At 65.3% G+C, this 17644-nt stretch carries 18 protein-coding genes and 1 tRNA gene; 12 read left to right on the top strand and 7 right to left on the bottom strand.

Annotated elements, in window-relative coordinates:
* Nucleotides 1-267: 267 nt before the first annotated feature.
* From RUR_RS13510 to RUR_RS13495, 4 genes are all read left to right on the top strand, one after another.
* Nucleotides 268-340, top strand: a tRNA-Arg gene (locus RUR_RS13510).
* A 645-nt stretch (nt 341-985) separates the two neighbouring features.
* Nucleotides 986-1423: a hypothetical protein gene (locus tag RUR_RS13505; RefSeq protein ID WP_283135355.1), complete on the top strand. Its 438-nt coding sequence runs from the start codon at nt 986-988 to the stop codon at nt 1421-1423.
* Nucleotides 1424-1599: 176 nt separating this feature from the next.
* On the top strand, nt 1600-2076 hold the full coding sequence (locus RUR_RS13500; protein ID WP_283135354.1) for an NUDIX hydrolase: 477 nt from the start codon (nt 1600-1602) through the stop codon (nt 2074-2076).
* Between the two features lie 31 nt (nt 2077-2107).
* On the top strand, nt 2108-2659 hold the full coding sequence (locus RUR_RS13495; RefSeq protein WP_283135353.1) for an SMI1/KNR4 family protein: 552 nt from the start codon (nt 2108-2110) through the stop codon (nt 2657-2659).
* A 291-nt stretch (nt 2660-2950) separates the two neighbouring features.
* Here RUR_RS13495 and RUR_RS13490 read toward each other — a convergent pair whose 3' ends face one another.
* Nucleotides 2951-3508, bottom strand: a complete 558-nt coding sequence (locus RUR_RS13490) for an RICIN domain-containing protein (protein WP_283135352.1) — start codon at nt 3506-3508, stop codon at nt 2951-2953.
* A 321-nt stretch (nt 3509-3829) separates the two neighbouring features.
* On the opposite strand from RUR_RS13490, the gene RUR_RS13485 reads away from it, so the two are divergent.
* A complete protein-coding gene (locus RUR_RS13485; protein WP_283135351.1) occupies nt 3830-4492 on the top strand; it encodes a class F sortase in 663 nt (220 codons plus the stop codon).
* A gap of 112 nt (nt 4493-4604) precedes the next feature.
* Here RUR_RS13485 and RUR_RS13480 read toward each other — a convergent pair whose 3' ends face one another.
* The 3 genes from RUR_RS13480 to RUR_RS13470 form a co-directional block, all read right to left on the bottom strand.
* On the bottom strand, nt 4605-5456 hold the full coding sequence (locus RUR_RS13480) for a DUF72 domain-containing protein (protein WP_487250716.1): 852 nt from the start codon (nt 5454-5456) through the stop codon (nt 4605-4607).
* Between the two features lie 125 nt (nt 5457-5581).
* A complete protein-coding gene (locus tag RUR_RS13475; RefSeq protein ID WP_283135350.1) occupies nt 5582-6175 on the bottom strand; it encodes an ankyrin repeat domain-containing protein in 594 nt (197 codons plus the stop codon).
* A 161-nt stretch (nt 6176-6336) separates the two neighbouring features.
* Complete coding sequence (locus tag RUR_RS13470) at nt 6337-6891, bottom strand: GlcG/HbpS family heme-binding protein (RefSeq protein ID WP_283135702.1); 555 nt, start codon at nt 6889-6891, stop codon at nt 6337-6339.
* Nucleotides 6892-7139: 248 nt separating this feature from the next.
* On the opposite strand from RUR_RS13470, the gene RUR_RS13465 reads away from it, so the two are divergent.
* The 6 genes from RUR_RS13465 (at nt 7140) to RUR_RS13440 (ending at nt 10477) form a co-directional block, all read left to right on the top strand.
* Nucleotides 7140-8246 (top strand): sensor histidine kinase, encoded by a 1107-nt coding sequence (locus RUR_RS13465; RefSeq protein WP_283135349.1) that lies wholly within the window; start codon nt 7140-7142, stop codon nt 8244-8246.
* Nucleotides 8243-8863, top strand: a complete 621-nt coding sequence (locus tag RUR_RS13460; RefSeq protein ID WP_283135348.1) for a response regulator — start codon at nt 8243-8245, stop codon at nt 8861-8863. The genes RUR_RS13465 and RUR_RS13460 overlap by 4 nt, the downstream gene beginning before the upstream one ends.
* A gap of 267 nt (nt 8864-9130) precedes the next feature.
* Nucleotides 9131-9328, top strand: a complete 198-nt coding sequence (locus RUR_RS13455) for a hypothetical protein (RefSeq protein WP_283135347.1) — start codon at nt 9131-9133, stop codon at nt 9326-9328.
* An 80-nt stretch (nt 9329-9408) separates the two neighbouring features.
* The gene (locus RUR_RS13450; protein ID WP_283135346.1) at nt 9409-9567 is read left to right on the top strand and encodes a hypothetical protein; all 159 of its coding nucleotides are present in this window, start codon (nt 9409-9411) and stop codon (nt 9565-9567) included.
* Between the two features lie 2 nt (nt 9568-9569).
* On the top strand, nt 9570-10196 hold the full coding sequence (locus RUR_RS13445) for a TIGR00645 family protein (RefSeq protein WP_283135701.1): 627 nt from the start codon (nt 9570-9572) through the stop codon (nt 10194-10196).
* Between the two features lie 32 nt (nt 10197-10228).
* Nucleotides 10229-10477 (top strand): hypothetical protein, encoded by a 249-nt coding sequence (locus RUR_RS13440; protein ID WP_283135345.1) that lies wholly within the window; start codon nt 10229-10231, stop codon nt 10475-10477.
* A gap of 276 nt (nt 10478-10753) precedes the next feature.
* Here RUR_RS13440 and RUR_RS13435 read toward each other — a convergent pair whose 3' ends face one another.
* The 3 genes from RUR_RS13435 to RUR_RS13425 form a co-directional block, all read right to left on the bottom strand.
* Complete coding sequence (locus tag RUR_RS13435; RefSeq protein WP_283135344.1) at nt 10754-13594, bottom strand: type 1 periplasmic-binding domain-containing protein; 2841 nt, start codon at nt 13592-13594, stop codon at nt 10754-10756.
* Between the two features lie 258 nt (nt 13595-13852).
* A complete protein-coding gene (locus RUR_RS13430) occupies nt 13853-15379 on the bottom strand; it encodes a GNAT family N-acetyltransferase (protein WP_283135343.1) in 1527 nt (508 codons plus the stop codon).
* 481 nt (nt 15380-15860) lie between these two features.
* The gene (locus RUR_RS13425) at nt 15861-16610 is read right to left on the bottom strand and encodes an AfsR/SARP family transcriptional regulator (protein ID WP_283135342.1); all 750 of its coding nucleotides are present in this window, start codon (nt 16608-16610) and stop codon (nt 15861-15863) included.
* A gap of 583 nt (nt 16611-17193) precedes the next feature.
* On the opposite strand from RUR_RS13425, the gene RUR_RS13420 reads away from it, so the two are divergent.
* On the top strand, nt 17194-17604 hold the full coding sequence (locus tag RUR_RS13420; RefSeq protein WP_283135341.1) for a hypothetical protein: 411 nt from the start codon (nt 17194-17196) through the stop codon (nt 17602-17604).
* Nucleotides 17605-17644 lie beyond the last annotated feature (40 nt).

Here is a 17644-nt window from a genome sequence, read left to right as displayed (position 1 = left end):
CCGACGAGCAGCCAGCCCGCCAGAAACGCCGGAGCCACCACCGCCACCACCAAAGCCCCAGGCCGCACGGTACCCCGCGCCCGAACCCTCATGCGTCGCCCACCGATCACGTTCGGTGACTGTACGGCGGGATCCACGCCCCGGCGAAAGCACTTACCGGGCCTTTACCCCTGGCTAGACCTAGGTGACCACGGCAACCGAGCCCGAGGTGTCGCCGGGAGAGCCCAACGAGTACCCTTGTTTCGCTAAGCTTGTCCGCAGTTCCCTGCCCTCGTAGCTCAGGGGATAGAGCACCGCTCTCCTAAAGCGGGTGTCGCATGTTCGAATCATGCCGAGGGCACAGTTCGTACCGGCTGCTGAGCCTCTGACCTCGGGGTCGGTGCAGCCCTATCGGCGACATCACATGCCGCCAGGTGTAGTCGTGGCTCAGCATTCGCGAGACAAACACGACGGTCATGGTCTGGTCTCGCCGCCCACCGTGGTGCCATTCCCCGCTCAACCCTCCACCGCGTGCCGACCACCTGGTGTCCTGGTCGTCTTTGTCGCCGTTGAGGACCACCCTCGGTCGGCTGGGCCGGCCACCACGACGTCGTGCCTGAACATCACCGGCGCTGCCGCTGTGCCGACCCGACGCAAGTGATCTACAAGTCGATATCCGTCGCCGTCCTCTAACTTCATGGCGAGCCGCGTACCCGAAGCCAACGTGAGAAGTGGGGCAAGAGTGTCGCTTGATGAAGAATCCGTGGCTGTGCGCCTGGCTTCACATTCATCTCAGCGAGTGCCGCGCCCGGGCCGGGCACCTTCGAGCAGCCACCGCTGGGTCGCCGGGATGGTGGTGGTGCTCGCCTTGAGCTCTCTTTCGGCGTGTGCCGCAAACACACCGTCATCATCAGGTGGGGCCGTCAAGAGTGGCGGCTCCGCGACACCCACGCCCACCGGCAAGGTGCACCGTCTGGTGCTCCCACCACCGCAGAAGGTGGGGACCGTGCGCCTTAGCGCCATGTGGCACTTCAACGAGCGCCACGAACTACTGGCCGAGCACCCCCATGGCCCGGATGTCACCGTGCAGGACGTGGTCCAGGCACGATACGAGGAGATCAAGAAGGCCAAAGGCTGGCCGTTTACCAGGAACCTCACCTTCACCGGTTACGACGTGATTATCCGGGAGGACCAGCAGGTGCCGACCGCCGATCGCATGCTCGAGAAAATTGCGCGAGGCTTTTCACTGAGCCGCGAGTTCACCGTCGCCACGGGGTCGTTCGGCGGCTATGCCCGCTGTATCGGGTTCATCGTCGGCGAGAGTGAGACGGGCTCGTGCGCCTGGGCCGACAACGGCACAGTGGGTTTCCTGCTCGGCGCCAATTTTCGTGCCGCCGAGCTCGCAAAGTTCTTACCCGCCTTTCGCGCCGCCGTCGAGCGCTGAATCCATGCCATGGGTCCGGCTGTCGAAAGTCGGGGCCGAAGGTGACCGGGGACGGCAAGTCACCCGCATGTAGGCATTCAAGCCGGGAACGTGCCTGTCTTCCGCCTTCGGATGGTGCATGGTGAGGACATGGTCGGCACCTACACCGAGCGTGGTGGGGAAGGGGAGAGCCTGCTGTGAGCCGTCGCATCGACTACTACGACGACCCGGACGCCCCGCAACCGAACAGCCTCGTCCCCTCGGTCAACGTCATCGTGACCAACCAGGCCGGGGACCTACTGATGATCCGGCGCAGCGACAACGGCAACTGGGCCGTTCCCGGCGGGGCCATCGACCTGGGGGAGTCGATTCCGGCGGCAGCCGTACGTGAAACCTTTGAGGAAACCGGGATCACGTGCGAGATCACCGGGCTTGTGGGCACCTACAGCGACCCCCGGCACGTGATCCTCTACACCTCCGACGGCGAAGCCCGGCAGGAATTCTCCCTACTCTTGACGGGCCGCTTGATCTCCGGAGAGCCAACGCCGAGTGGCGAGTCGCGCGAGGTTCGTTGGATGCCGCGCGATGAGATCGGCTCGCTCAAGATGGACCGCTCGATGCGGATGCGGATCGAGCACTACCTAGGCGGGACCGGCCTGCCGCATATCGGATGAAGCATCGGTCGTGACCATTAAGGTCCCCGTCATGAGCGCTTCCGATGCTTCTCGTTCTTCTTGGTCCGATCTCCTCGGGCAGGTCAACCAGCCCATCCCGTCCGGCGCGAGCGAAGCCGAGATCGCACAGGTTGAAGAACGTCTCGGTGTCAGGTTCCCGCCGAGCTACCGGGCATTTCTGAGTTCCGCCAACGGATGGGGCGGGGAGACCCTGCTACCGGTTGGCGAAATCGGCTGGTTGCGGGATCTGGACCCGCACGCGGCCGAGCCCTGGGATGACCTCGCCCACGTACCCGACGAGGAGTACTTCACGTATGGCGACGGCCAGGACCCAGCTCTTCATTTCCGCTCCGAGTACTTGCCGGACACGCTCCTCATCGGTCATTTCGATGACGGCCAGTACCTTCTCAACCCACGGGTCACCACTCCCGAAGGCGAATGGGAAGCCTGGCACCTGGCGAGCTGGTGGCCGGGGGCCATCCGTTTCCGTTCCTTCTGGGACCTCATGAACGACCAGGTCGAAAGCAGGCTTGCCGACTACTACTCGGAGGCGGACAACGCAGCCTCGACACCCGGACGGTGACCAAGATGCACGGCTTTGAGGCGGTGATCGAGCGGGAGACGAGATGCCCCGGGCCATAGCGGGTGGCCAGAGGAGACGCCGGTCACGGGCTTCCTGGTGTGTCCAGTGGCGTACAGCGGCGCGGCGTGGCCACTATGCGGCCATAAGTAGCGCCGAGCCTCGGAATGATCCGAGGCTCGGCGAGGGTCTGACCGACATCGTCGAGATCCCCAGGGGCTCGATGTTCACCGTCGTCGGCATGAGCGGGACCCGGGCATCGGCCCCGTGCTCACCTCTGACGGGTCGTGGCGATCAGGCGGGCACGAAGGTGAAGGCGTCGTTCTTGTAGCCGGTGCTCGGGTCGTTGCAGTCATAGGTGATGAGGTCGACATTATCGCTGTAGTCGACGGCGTAGACGTGGAGACACTTGTCGACCAGAGCAGGGTGGCGGGTGGTGTAGACGGCCTGGTACTCGACGTCGTCGAACTTGTGGAGAGCGTGGATCCGGAAGAGCTGGCGGAAGTCGGTGGTGCAGGTCTGCTGCCTGATGACGAGGTCGTTGGTCTTCTCGGCCCCGTCACGGGTCCAGCACAGTCCCGCAGCGGTCTTGATGCGGTAGAACGGCTCGTGGTCGAGGACCTTGACGAGGGTGAAGCGCTGGGTGTTCTTGCCGGCACAGGTGTTCTGCACGATCGTCGCCCCCGCTCCCGCGGGGGAGCTCGCCACGTCCAGGCACTTCTGCGAGTGAAGGACCTTGATCTTGTAGGCGCCCTCGTCCGGGGCTGCCGCATGGGCCGATGACGACGACGCCGTGAGCGCGGTGGCGGTCGCGACGGCGACTGCCACGCTGACGAGCAGGTGTTTGCGCACGGACTGTATGTCCTTCCGTTTACGGCGCCTCGGAGCGAGCGCCGGACCGATCATCCAATCGGTCGGGCACCTAAAGTAGTCAGTCGATGGCCTTATGCAGTCGCCCGTTGGGTTGATCTAGGTAAACGCCTGGTGAGCACTTCCTGGCAGGCGCGAGCAGCACTGGGCCGGCCCTGGCGAGAGTCCGTGCCGAAGGTATGAGACACCTCTCACCAGTACCTCATTACGACATCATCCGCCCTTTACATCCTGATTTCATCCGCAGATCGGCTGTGGAATGACATGCAGGAGGGCCATATGGCTCTGACAGTACGGCGGCGCATGCTGATCGCTCTCGCGGTCATTCTCGGCATCGGCGCCTTCGGCGTACCGCAGGCGGCTGCCGGTCAGGCCGCCGGACCGACCGGCGCCCCTCAGCTCAGCGCGGCAGTTCAAGCCGACGACCCCGATGACGACGATGATGATGACGACGGGGGCGATGACGATGACGATCGTCGGGTTCCCCGGGGCGGTGTCGAGACCGGCGCGGGCGGCACCTGGAACGGGCAGGTAGCCGACCCGGTGCGCCTGCGGGTTCCCTCGATCGGCCTCACCACCAGGGTCATTCCCCTGAAACTGGACGTCGGCGGCAAGCTCGTCGCCCCCAAGCGCTATGACCTCGCCGGCTGGAATCGCAAGGGTCCGGAGCCGGGTGAACGTGGCGCGTCGGTCATCGCCGGACATGTCGACTCCAAGACGGGACCTGCGGTGTTCTACCGGCTGCGCCAGTTGCGTCCCGGCGACAAGATCCACGTGGACCGGGCCGACGGCACCACCGTCACCTTCAAGGTCAGCAAGCTCGCGCGCTACGCGAAGAACCGCGTCCCCGACGGCACGGTGTACGGCCCGACCAAGACACCGCAGTTGCGCCTGATCACCTGCGGCGGCGTCTTCGACAAGAGGAAGAGAAGCTACCGCGACAACATCGTGGTCTTCGCCCGTTGAGTTCGACCCCGCACCCTCGCCACCGGCGGAGGAGCCGTACGGAACCCGGTTCCGTACGGCTCACCTCCCGTGTCGCGTCCCATCAGCCGGGCGTATCCGGGTTCGACCGCACTCAGAACAGGGTCAACGGCTCGTTGGGCATGGGCTCGGGCAGCGGCTCGACCTCCGGCAGCCGGGCCCGTACCTCGTCATGAAAGCGGCGGGCGAGCATCAGCGCGTCGGCGTTGTCGGGAGTGTGCACGAACACGGTCGGTGAGCGGCCTTCGCGCAACCATTCGACGACCTTGTCGATCCACAGGCTCCAGCCCTCGATCGTCTGCTCCGTCGCGTCCCGGCCGAGGTAGCGAATGATCGGACGGTCGGTGAGAGCGGACGACCGGCGCGGCACACGTGGCTTCTTCATCCACGCGTCCCGTTCGGCGTCACTGGTCGGCGGACTACGGAAGAGGGTTGTGGTGTCGAAGGGGACCCATTCGGCGCCGACGGCGGCGAGCACCCTTTCCAGCAGCCGCTCGGACCGGGCGTCCTCGAAGAACGCGCGGTGGCGGACCTCGACGGCGTACCTGTGGGTACGGGGAAGCCGGCGCAGGAACCCCGCCAGGGTGCCGAGATCGGCCGGCGCGAACGACCCCGGCAGTTGCACCCAGAGCGCGGCGGTTCGCTCCCCCAGCGGTTCGATCGCCTCCAGGAACGACCGGAGTTCCTCGTCGACATTTGACAGGCGACGCTCGTGCGTGATCGGCTTCGGCAACTTGACCACGAAGCGAAAGTCGGGGCCGGTCTGCCGGGCCCACGTCTCGACGGTGCTCCTTGTAGGCGTGGCGTAGAACGTTGTGTTTCCTTCCACCGCGTTGCACCACGACGCGTAGGCCCGCAGCCGCTCGCCGGGAGGAAGCGGATGAGGGAGATATCGCTTCTGCCATGGCGCATGAGTCCACATCGCGCATCCCACATGAAGCCGCATGGCTTTGACGCTATCCAAGGTGACGAGCGGAAATGTCCGAACCGCCTTACACCTCGACCATTATCGGCAACCGGACCGGTGCGGCGGCGGGCGGAACCGAAGCGGTGACAAGCCTCCCGGGCCGCTCAGCGGCCCCCAGCTGCGCGGAGGAGCGCGGCAATCTCGTCGTATCCCTTCTCCCGCGCGTGCCCGAGCGGTGTGACCCCCTGGCTGTCCGCCAGGTTGACATCGGCGCCCGCCGAGACGAGCAGCGAGACGATCTCCTGGTAGCGCTTGGAGCCGTCGCCGAGGATGACGGCTTCCAGCAGGCCGGTCCAGCCGAGGTTGTTGACGTGGTCGACCTTGATATCGGTCTTGAGCACTTCGCGCACGTAGTCCACGTGCCCACGCTCACAGGCGGGGATGAGCGAGATGCCGCCGTAACGGTTTCTGATGGTCAGGTCCGGCTTGGCGGGCAGCAGCACCTTGAGCATGGCCACGCTCCCGGTCACGCCGGTGACCAGCCAAGGTGTGTCGCTTCTGTCGTCCGGCGCGTTGGGATCGGCGCCTGCGGCTACGAGGATCTTCGCCACCTCGACGTGATCGCCGGCCGCGGCCAGCAGCAGAGGGGTGCGCCGGATCCCGTCGCGGACGTCCGGTTCGGCTCCGCCCGTGATGGCCTCCCGGACCGTCACGGCGTCACCGGAGGCGGCGGCTTTCAGCAGTCGATCGTTGAGCATTTCCGTTCCTTTGCGGTCGGTACCGGCGCCGACACCACTCGAGCCCGAAGCCGAACCCGTGCCGGAAGGGACAGTGGCCCCGGTGCGGTCCGGCCCCGCGCAGGCGCCCACCGTCACGGCGAGCATGGAAAACAGTAACGTGCGTCTTTCCATCTCACCCCCTAGCCGAGCTGCCCCGCAGCGCGCAATCCAGCCTGGGCGAGCCGCTCGTCGATGTCGCCGCTTGGCGCCCCGCCGACGCCGATTCCCGCGATCGGACTGCCGTTCACGGCGACAGGGATGCCACCGGCCAGCATAAGCGTGCCCGGAATGTCGGCAATGCTGGGTCCACCGCCGCCGATGCCCTTGCCCAGCTCACTGGTTGGCCGCCCGAACGACACCGCCGTGAACGCCTTGCGCTTGGCCGACTCCTCGGTCTGCGGCCCGGCCCCGTCGCCCTTCAGGATGAGACGGGTGGCACCGGAGCGGTCCACGATGGCGACCGTCACCCGCTGCTTCTCCCTGGCCGCCTCGCGCATCACGGCGTCTGCGATCTTCAGTGCGGTTTCGGCGCTGAGCACCTGGGTTTGGGTGACGCCCTGCCGCTTCACCGCGGGGGCCGTCGTCTGCTCGGCGGACGACGGCGCGGCGAGTGCCGGTACGGCCACGGCCGCCCCGCCGACGACGGCGAGAACGGCGAGAGTGCCGACGGCGATACGGGGGCGGCCTGAGAACATCTTCTTCACGGCTTTTCTCCAGGTGAGAATGGCTTGGATGATTCCAAGATGCCGCGCTGTGGGCAGGAGCCCATCCAGAAAACCACTGAAACCGACATCAACCGATCGGTTGATGGAGCACCGGCCTCGGACGGGTAGCGTTGACGCGGTGGTGAGCGGCGGAGCACAGTGCGCCACCACGCAGAGCGGTTGACCGGAGAGCCGCGGAAGCCGTACGACATCCGCGAAAGGCCGAAGAAGGGGCGTACGTGGGGGAACGCGTATGGCTGAACCGCGCCATGCACGCGGGCTTCTTCCTGCTGCTCGCCGCATCCGCGTCCCGGCTCGTCGTCCGGCACGAGATGACCGCCCAGACGATCGTCTCTCTGTCGCTGTCCGCACTGCTCGGCCTCGGGTACGCGATCGGCGTCCTCCTGTGGGAGCCCCTCGGCCGGAAAGGCCGCCTCGGCTGGCTCGGCGCAGTGCTCGTTTGCTGGCTGATCCTGGTCGTACTGGCCCCGTCGTTCAGCTGGTGCGCGGTTCCGCTCTTCTTCGTCTGCCTGCGTCTGCTCCCGCAGCGGGCGGCGGTGGCCGCCTCCGCCTTTCTCACCCTCGCGGTCATCGTGGCCCAGATCCGCATCACCGACGTCGTCGAGCCGAGCCTGGTGCTCGCCCCGATAGCCATCGCCGCCATGAGCGTGGTGATCTTTCATGAGCTCCGCCGGACGGGCGTACTGGAAGAGCGCGAGCGTCTGGCTCGCGAAATCCACGACACCCTGGCCCAGGGGCTGTCCAGCATGGGCATGCTGCTGCACGCCGCCGAGCGGGGCTGGGAGACCTCGCCGGAGCACGCCCGCGCTCACGTGCGCCGGGCGCGGGACATCGCCGAGGAGAGCCTGGAGGACGCCCGGCGCTTCATCCGCGACCTGCGGCCCTCCGGACTCGACCAGGTGCCGTTGCCCGACGCCCTGACCGCACTCTGCGCCGACGTGGGTGCCGCGGGTGACCTCCGGGTACGGTTCCGCCGAGAGGGCGACCCACGTCCGTTGGATTCGGCCGCGGAAGCGGTGCTGTTCCGCGTGGCGCAGGGTGCACTGGCCAATGTGTGCGACCATGCGGCGGCACGGCGGGCGACGGTCACCCTGTCCTATCTGCCGGACCAGGTCACCCTCGACATCCACGACGACGGCTCGGGGTTCGATCCGGGGGCGACGACGCCCGCCGACGGCAGAGGGTACGGCCTGCGGGCCATGCGCGATCGGCTGGCGCAGGTGAACGGGCGACTGGTGATCGAGAGCGCCCCGGGGGAGGGCACGGTTCTGGCGGCATCGCTACCGGTGGAGAGCGGTGGCCACCCGTCCGAGGAGGGCCGGTGAAGATCTTCCTGGTCGACGACCACCCCGTGGTGCGGGCGGGTGTGAGCGCCCTGCTGGGCGGTGAGGCCGGCCTGGAGATCGTGGGAGAGGCGGCCACCGGCGCCGAGGCGGTTCGGCTGATCGGCCTCAAGCGGCCCGATGTGGTGCTCATGGATCTCCAGCTCGGCGACGGCATCGACGGTGTCGAGGCCACACGGCGGGTGCTCGCCCTCCCGGAGCCGCCCGCGGTACTGGTGCTGACCACCTACGACAGCGACGCCGACATCGCACGGGCCGTCGAGGCGGGCGCGATCGGCTATCTGCTCAAGGCCTGCCCGCCGGATGAGCTCTTCGCAGCCGTGTGGGCGGCGGCCAGGGGGGAGACGGCGCTGTCACCGGCGGTCGCGACGCGGATGATGCGCCGGATGCGCGACCCCGGACCCGTGCTGACGACGCGCGAGATCGAAATCTTGGAGCTGCTCGCCCAAGGGAGCGGCAATCGGGAGATCGCCGCCCGGCTCTTCATCTCCGAGGCCACGGTCAAGACCCACCTCGTGCACATCTACGGCAAGCTCGGCGTGGAGACGCGTACCGCCGCCGTGGCCGGCGCGGTCGAACGCCGCCTGATCAGGCTCTGAGCTCACCGCGAAGTCACAGACCGACTTCTGGAGTTGTACGGCTTTCGCTCCCCGATCTCCGCCGCCGACCTCGTCCTCCGGGAATTGCACCGCAAGGGAGTCTATTAAGCGCCGGCGGGACGGATCCGCGTTGCTCCAAGCCGCCCGAGACGCGGTGACAAGATCTCCGATCGGTACCGACATTATCTTTTCCAGAACGCATCGTTACCAATCAATTACTCTGGGTAGCTAACAAGGAGCTGTTCGTTACCTACCCAGGAGGTTGACGTGCGCCAAACCGCTCGCCTGCTCATCGCCGTCACGGTCACGATCTTAGGTCTACTGGCCGCCGCCCCCGCCGCCCACGCGGTCGACCCCATCGCGACCACCTTGTGCCTGGTCGAGACCGCGACCGGTCTGACCACGGCCGTCGATCCGGCCCACCTGGCCGTGCCGACCGAGGCCCTGCACTGCTTCGGACCGTGAAAAACCTCGCACCGTACTAGCACTGGCGCGGCGGAAACGCCGCGCCACCCCATGGACACTCAACGTCACTAGGAGATCCGATGAACGCCCGAGCCTTTGTCATCATGGTCCTCGCGCTGGCCGCGGTCGCCCTGCTCGCCAGTGTCCCTTCCCAGGCCGCAAGCGGCGGCGGAGGCCATACGACGATCAGCGTGCACTCATTGATCGACCGACTGTCGATAAGCCTCCTCACGTCGTGACGATGGTGAAGATACTGTCCGTCGCCACCAGCGCGCCCACCGGACTGCAGGGATCGGTGAAACGCCTCGGCTACATCATGTTCCTCAGCCGGTGGATCCAGGCACCGCTCTACTTCGGGCTCATCGCCGCACAGGTCGTGTACGTATGGCGGTTCATGGCGGAGCTGAAGCACCTCGTCACGCTCGGTTTCGGCGGGGCCGCGCCGGAGACCACGATCATGCTGATCGTGCTCGGCCTGGTGGACGTGGTGATGATCTCCAATTTGCTGATCATGGTGATTGTCGGCGGCTACGAGACCTTCGTCTCACGGCTGCGCATCGAAGGCCATCCCGACCAGCCCCAGTGGCTCTCCCATGTCAACGCCAACGTGCTCAAGGTCAAGCTGGCTATGGCGATCATCGGTATCTCCTCCATCCACCTTCTCCAGATCTTCATCAACGCGGGCCGTCCCGCTGTCACCGATAGGGAACTTCTGTGGAAAACACTGATCCATGTGACCTTCATCGCCTCGGCCGTTGCGCTTGCCGTGATCGATCGGATCATGCAGGGAACGCTCCCCAAACCGTCCTCGAACCAGAGCGCGGCAGCCGATCCGACGAATGTGTCGCAGGACAGGGTGGCCGCCTAGCGGCGATCCGGCGCAGCCGTCCGTGCCGAGCGATGGCCAGAGGCATCGTCGGGGTCGGCTTCGCCATGGCGGCGTTGCTGTTTCTGGCCGCCCCCGCCCACGCCGAAGGTCCGGGGCCGGCGAAGAACCCGCCGCTCATCGGCGATGTGATCGTGTTCAACGACGAGATCGTCGAGCCCGTGTCCGCTCCGGTGAGCACCTGCGGCGGCGCCCTGCCGGTGCTCAGCAGCTCCGACACCAACTGCAAGGACGCCTCGCGGGTATCCGACGACGACGCGTGACCGCCTCCCGTGTGCCCGTCCGGGAGTCCTCGGGCGGGCACACGGCGCATCCCCGAGGGGACGAGCCGTGTGAACGGTCCGGCCGGTTCCCCGGATGACGCCAGGACGTCAGGCCCGCTCAGCATCCTGCCCAGCCGCATGGGCAGGATGCCAGAGGCAATGATCTTCTCTTAGAGCCGGTGGGCGCTTACCGGAAACATGGTTGTGGACACGGCTGGAGCCCGGACCACACCGGAAGAAGACGATCAGCAAGGGTGCCCGGAGATTGGCGCGGGGTTAGGGACATCCATTCTCGGAACGTTCCTGGTCCTTTTCGTAAAGGTCGCCGATGAGATAGTCACAGACCGGTTGAGTGGCCAGGTCTCGAATGTTGGATATGTTTAGGATAGCGATGTTCCTGGTGAACCCTATGCGTGAGGCCCGAAAGTCAATCAGACCGGTCACACCTCGGAAGGGGTTCTCGCGGAACCATTGCCCCACTGCGGCCCGATGTATTCCGGAGCCGTCGGCGAGTGACTTGGCCGCCTGGATGAACATGCCCGCCGCATCGTAGGTCCCCCCAACCCTCTCCCCGACCCAGGGTGCCTTCTGCTCATATCCGATCTCATTTCTGAGCTTGGAAAGGCCTTTGCAGAAGGTATCAACCTGAGAGCCGGCTAGCAGCTTTGCATTGGACCTGCCGAGAAGACAGTCCTGACCCGCCAGGACGACCAGACTCCCCATCCCGACATAGGAGACCGGTATGCCGGGGAGTCCGGGCTGGACCCGGTTGCGGTTCTGCGCGATGAACCTGGACACCGCGTCCGCCGCGACTATGGTCGGCAGCCGCCGGGGATCGTGGCAACCGCCGGCGATGTTGACGAGAAACTCGCCGAACGTCTCCTCCCGGCCCGCGTAGAACACCAGCTCGTCATTGTGATCCATGGCCTTGGCGCAGAGAGACGGCACCGCCCCGGAGCCTTTGGGGAAAACAAATTCATTCACCGCGATTTTTGTATCCGAGAGTTTCCGCCTGATCTGTTCAACCAGAGTCCGCACATAAACATCTTCCGCATCAAGAGGCGGATGATAAAGTCGCACCATCTTCTTGTTGCGATACTGCGCATAGTTCGCTATCAGCAACGCCTGACGCTCGTTTGGTGGAACAAGCTGAAAATAGAGTTGGGAATCCGTCGCAAGGCCTTCCCCGGTCAGGGTTGTGCCGACGGCCATCATGCCTTGTCCACCCAGCAGGCGAATCGCGTCTCTGGTCTGCTGAACCGTCCTGTTGAAGCCGACCACTCCCAAGATCGTAGGATCGGCGAGCAACGGGGCGAACATTCGCCGTACGACATGCTCCGCGGCGGCCATCTTCTCCGCGCCGTTGGCCACGGTGATCTGGAGCAGCGGCCCGGTCTGGCGTTGAGTGTTCTGCTCTTGCTGCCGGAGAAGGAAACCTTCCAGTTCCTCGGCCACCGCCTCATCGGTATCGGGATCGGCCTCCCGATGCGAGAACCCTGACATATAGACAATGCCCACGATCGCTCGCTCGGGTTTGAGCGCGTGGAGCCTCGACGCCGTGTCGTTCTGCTCGAAGATCGCGCGCTGTAGCCTCCGCACGCGCTCACTCGATCCGCCCGCACTGTCGTCGCCGGAGGTGAAGATCTGTCGAGCGTCACGGCTGAATCCGACGCATTGCGTGTTCCCCACCTCAACCATGTACGCCTCAACGTTCAGGGCGTCGGAAAATGGACCGGCGAACAAGCCGGAAATCGAGCAGCCCGCCTCATAGTGATTCTTGATGTCAACGGCGCCGAGCAGCAGCACGGGTGTGATTGCGACCACCACTGCCAGCTCCAGAACCCCTCGCCTGGTGAGAAAGTGCGGCTTTCGTGGCCGGAACCCATCCTTCCGCGTCCAGATCCCCGCGTCGGCCGGGAGGCCCACCCCTTTGGGGGAGACCGTCCCGGGGAGCCTGATGAGTAGATACCTGGCGTCGCGGGCGAGTGACTGGCGGCTACTCGGGAGAGCCTGGCGCCAGTTCTCCAGGGCATCCAACGCCTGGGTCGCCTTGACCGGCCTGGCCTTTCTCATCGATGGTGGCTGCTCCTGGCTCGCCGCGATGATCAAAAGCGGGTCGGGTTCACCGGTCCTGTTACGAACGGTGTTGATGAGTTCGAGCAGCTCCCAGCCACCGTTCCCGGCGGACACGTTGTCCAGGAGAACCATCACGTATGAGGTGCGGCGCCAGCCCTGCCTTCGCGGCAGACCCCGGTGAAACCGGCGGTAGACGGAACGCAGATCCTCCAGGAACGCATGGGTAAGCAGAGCCTTCACTTCGGTCTCGTTCTCATGGTCACGCTGGTTCCTGGTCAACCGTTCGGCGAACCCCAGAAAGCTGGTGGAATGCTGCGGAACCATGAATATCTGGTTCATAAACCATCGGGGCCTACGGCCGAGTCCTGGAACCCAGGTCCTCCTCAGGCGAAGGAGCAGCGACAGCGCCATCCCGAAAGCGCTCAGGGATGTCCGGATCGTGACGTCCGGGATTAGTTGCTCCACCCCCGGGCCGGGCTCCGATGAGTTGCTCGCGTCAGAGTTCCTCACCCATGCCTTCAGTGCGTCCACGATGCGCAGGTGCTGGTCCCGAGTCTGCGAGTCCCGAAGGGAGACCCTGGTCAGAAAGGATGCCAGGCGGTAGTGATGAAATCGGGCGATACGCCAGGTGCCGAAGCGATCTTCGGAGAGCCGGTTGCACAGCTCGTCCAGGAGCGGCAGCAAGGGCGGGCTCGCCGGTGGGGGCGCATCGGAAGCGGTGTCCCCTGCGGAGTCGAGCCGATCGCGGTCCTCTTCCCGCTGGCCTTGGGCAGCCTCATGGACCTTGTCGACGTCGATCCGGATATGCATGATCTGCGGCCTATCGACCTGATTGAGAAGGCTGCTCAGGTGGCCCAGGAAGTCCGGCTGATTGAGGCTCCGTTTGAGACAGATCAAGGGCAGTGCTTGATCTCCACGGATCTCCCCCTTATCCCTCCGGTCGAAGAAGGGCGGCCTCTTACTGACCTTTTGGATAAGCTCCAGCACCACCGCTACACCCGGAAATAGCGGCAGTTTTCCTGGCATCCCCATCGAGATCACCCACAGCCCGTCTACAGAACGGCAAACGTCAGGAACTCAGAAACCCCGTAGTTCATCCCGGTTTCCACTATATGCCGGGATAGCAGGAATATCCTCCGCCCACAGAGTTCACGCCGTCGCTATAAGACTCTGGAAATAACACCCGATCCGAGGATTTAACTCCTATTAGTCAGACGTAATAGATGACAGCCGAATCCAGCCTGATAACCCGGCCGTCGCTCGCACGAAGCCGGTGGATTTGCGGATGTGCCGTCCAGGTCAGGGGCGGGTTCGGTAGTGGTAGCTGTGTGAGTGCGTGAAACCGATTCCGGCGTAGAGCCGACGAGCGGCCTCGTTGTCCTTCTCCACCTGGAGATACATCCGCTGGATCCCCTGGGTGGACGCCCAGCGCGCCCCCGCGCCGAGCAGTGTGGTCGCCACACCCCGACGCCGGGCCTCCGGCCGGGTGACCATACAGAACACTCCTGCCCACCCCGAATCCGCAGCGAACAGCCCAAGCCCGTCGACCCGACCGTCCCGGACGACGCTGAGAAAGGCGACCGGAGCGGGGATACGGGAGATGATCTCCTGCCCGACGAGAAAGGCGTCGGTGCTCCCGTCGAGCTCGGCAAAGGCGTCAAGCCAGCGGTGCGGGTCGTCGGCGACGTCGGCCGTCAGCGTGGCGGCCGTGGCGGCGATGACGGTGTCGGTCGCCGCCTTGAGCACCACGGTCTCACCGCCAAGCCGGTAACCCCGGGCCTCCAGAAGCGCGTCCAGCTCCCGATGGTGTTCCGCCGGGCTCACCTGGACCTGAGAAGGCATACCCCGATCGCGATAGAAACTCCCGACCGCGTCGAGCTCCAGGGCGGGCTGAAGAGGCGGGAGAGCCGAGTTGCTCCGCTTTCGGGAGACCCCCGGAGTACACCGGAACAGCCAGCCGCGATGTTCCCGGATCACCGGGGCGGGCCAGGCTCGGGCCGCGCGAAGCTCGATCTGGCGGGCGCTTGACGCGCGGCAGATCCGCACCAGCTCCGGGACGAACGTGGCGAGCAGCGCGTTTTCCCCTAGCTGAACCGGCCGGTATCCGGCGAGACTGAGCCCAACGATCTCGAATCGTTCGGCGAGCGCCGCGATCCGCGCGATGAACTCCTCCGGCGGCACTCCACCCGGTTCGGGGGCACCGACCTCGGAGAAGCGCCGAGGATCGAGAACATCGAGATCGATATGAAGATGGACCGCCTCTGCCGCTGTCTTCCCCACTTCCTCCACCAAATCCGACAAATCCGGCATATGCAGCTGATGGTGTCCTGCGTAGGAATGCTCCGCCGGGTCAAGAGCTCGTGTCCCGGCGAAAACCACCTGTCCCGGGCTGAGCGTCCGATCGGGAACGAGCTCCGGCAGACCGTCGCCGAGGAGCGTGCGGACCACCATGCCGTCAAAGGAGCCGGATGGGGATGAGTCAGGCGTGTTCAGATCACCGTGTGCGTCACACCACACCACCGCGAGCCGGTCACCGTACCGGCGCAGTGCCTCGGCGACCGGACTGAGGGCCACCCCACAGCCTCCGCCCACGGTGACGACAAAGCGATCACGCACACACGAGAGCACGGTACGCGTCCGCTCGGCGGTCTCTGCGAGGGTGGGACCGACGTCGACCCGTACCCGCTCCGCCGCGGGGATCATCGCCGCCAGCCTCGCGGCCCCCTCGCGCAACCGAGGCGCCGTCTCCGAGAAGGAACCCTGCCACTGCGGCACCTCGACGACCATCACCCCGGTCAACGCCTCCCCCGACGTTTCGATCAACACGTCTCCTCTCTCCAAGGACTCGCGGCGCACAGACTCGCCGGTTCACAATCCAATACTCGGGGATCGTCCTGGTTGGGTGCTCCACATCGTTTTCCTACGAATCCCTAACGCCGGTGCCCCGCCCTCCAAGCCGATCCGGTACGGCCTGCGGCGGCCACCATCCCGAACCGCGAAATCCCCGCGGCGGCGACCGCCGGCCGGACCCGGCGATCACCGGGACGATCCGGAAGGCCGACCTCCGGCGCACGCCGTACCCGACCTTCCGACTGTGGCCCGGACCCGAGCGTGGGGTCGACAAGACCGCGGGGCCGCCGGTGTCCCCGAGCGTCCCCGCGGCCGTGCGAGCCGGTCCGGGCCGTCGACGGCCCGGAATCGGGGCGGCCCTCGGCCGGTGTCGAACCGCGATGGTGCGCGGTTCGACACCGCGGTTACGGTGAGCCGCCGTGGCGACGAGCCGTCGACGATGCGGCGGCCGAGCCCGTTATCTCGCGTCGCAGACGAGAATCGCCTGATGGGCCTGCCTCAGCTCAGGGCCGGGTTCGACGCCCACCGTGTTGATGAGGTGCGCCCGGACCTTGCCGTAGGTGGCGAGGGCGTCGGCACGCCGCCCCGATTGGTGGAGCGTGTGCATGAGACGTACCCAGAGGCGCTCGTTCAGCGGGAATTTGATGATCATCCGACGGAGTTCCGCGACGGCCTTACCGTACAGGCCGACCGAGATCCAGATATCCAGGCTGCGTTCGGCCACCGCGAGATGCTGCTCCTCCAGCCAGGCGATGTCGGCTTCGAGCAGCTGGCTTCCCCGCGCGTTCTCCAGCGGCCGGCCGCGCCACAGTTCCAGCGCCTGGTTGAAGGACGCGCTGGCGGCGGTGATGTTGCCTCGGGCGAAGTGCCGTTCGCCGTCACCGGCCAGTTGCTCGAATCGGAGGACGTCGAGTTCGTCGGGAGAGATCGACAGCCGGTAGCCGCCGCGGAGGGTTTCCAGCCGGTAACTCGCGTTGGGAGTGACCGATCCCAGCGCGCGACGCAGCGCGTAGGCGTAGCCGCGGAGGTTGGCCTTCGCCGAGGGCGGAGGTCTGTCCCACAGGTACCTGCTGAGGAAGTCGAGTGTGACCGGCTTACCCGATCGAATAAGTAGTGCCGCTAGGAATGCACGAATTCGGCCACCCACGAGTTCGATACACTGATCCCCTTCGCTCGCCTCAAGGCTGCCGAGGACGCGAAAATCCACACTTTTCCCCTTTTTTGACACCGTGCCTGGCCTTGAACGGCAATATCGGCAGCAAGCATCAGGGAACAACGGGCCTGAAGCCTATTTCACGCCAGTAGACAAGTGTGATCTGAGAATGTCGTCTCACGAGGTGACGTATTCAACTCGGACGCCCTGACCAAGTTGGAACACTTCCTGGAAGTAGTCCACGTCACGTAACCGCCCCCAAAACGGCCACGACCCGCAAGCACTTCACTCTGAGATTCATGCATCCGCCCGATCAGTGGGCGGTACCGACCGCGGTTCGCCTCCAGTTGAGGGTTCATCCGCATGCCCGAGCCTGTTCCCCTTTGACGCCAAGCCTGGGGCCCGAGTCAGGCTGAAGACTCGGACCGCCCCCGTAATAAGACCTCCAAGACCGGCAACGCTTCGTTTGTCGCTATACGGCGACACACTATCGCACTTCGTCTTACGTTTCCAGAACGGAATATTACTATAAATCGTATATAAGGGCACGAACAAGACAAAGCAACTTACCGCCTGTCGACTAAGATGACAGAAAGCGTCGCGACTTCGCGACGCGCCAAACCCCGAGAGAGTGATCTTGACTAACCGTCCGGGAGAGCCTTCTCCAGCGCTGTCCAACCTTGTCCGGGAGGCGTGTCTCGGCGGAGTGTCCTACCGCCAGCTCGCGGAGAGTTCGGTCGACGAGGAGACCGGAACCCGGCTCGACTTTCGCTGGATCAACGCTCTCGCACACGACCGCCTGGCCAACGCCCCGACCCCGGCCCGGCTCCGTGCCCTGGCCAAGGGATTGAGCATGCCGGTGGAGGAACTGAAACGACTGGCTGCGATTCAATGGCTGGACTACCACGTCACCGTGGACATCGCCGAGGCGGGTGAATGGGTGCTGTGGACCCAGCTGAATGAAGAGGATCTGGCTGCGGTGCGCATCCTCGTCGAAGGGCTGGCAAGTCGACGGAAGCTTTCCCAGAACTCGCGGGAGAACTCCTGATCACCTGATATACCTAATATATACCTGCCGATACGACGTG

The sequence above is a fragment of the Rhizohabitans arisaemae genome (assembly GCF_025996515.1).
GTDB classification, from domain to species: domain Bacteria; phylum Actinomycetota; class Actinomycetes; order Streptosporangiales; family Streptosporangiaceae; genus Rhizohabitans; species Rhizohabitans arisaemae.
This window is presented reverse-complemented; position numbering and strand designations above follow the sequence as displayed.

Excerpts from the sequence above, each read along its gene's own strand:
- RUR_RS13495 (WP_283135353.1), top strand. The coding sequence starts at position 2,108 with ATGAGCGCTTCCGATGCTTCTCGTTCTTCTTGGTCCGATCTCCTCGGG.
- RUR_RS13485 (WP_283135351.1), top strand. The coding sequence starts at position 3,830 with ATGCTGATCGCTCTCGCGGTCATTCTCGGCATCGGCGCCTTCGGCGTA.
- RUR_RS13480 (WP_487250716.1), bottom strand. The coding sequence starts at position 5,456 with ATGCGGCTTCATGTGGGATGCGCGATGTGGACTCATGCGCCATGGCAG.
- RUR_RS13475 (WP_283135350.1), bottom strand. The coding sequence starts at position 6,175 with ATGCTCAACGATCGACTGCTGAAAGCCGCCGCCTCCGGTGACGCCGTG.
- RUR_RS13470 (WP_283135702.1), bottom strand. The coding sequence starts at position 6,891 with ATGTTCTCAGGCCGCCCCCGTATCGCCGTCGGCACTCTCGCCGTTCTC.
- RUR_RS13450 (WP_283135346.1), top strand. The coding sequence starts at position 9,409 with ATGAACGCCCGAGCCTTTGTCATCATGGTCCTCGCGCTGGCCGCGGTC.
- RUR_RS13445 (WP_283135701.1), top strand. The coding sequence starts at position 9,570 with ATGGTGAAGATACTGTCCGTCGCCACCAGCGCGCCCACCGGACTGCAG.
- RUR_RS13440 (WP_283135345.1), top strand. The coding sequence starts at position 10,229 with ATGGCCAGAGGCATCGTCGGGGTCGGCTTCGCCATGGCGGCGTTGCTG.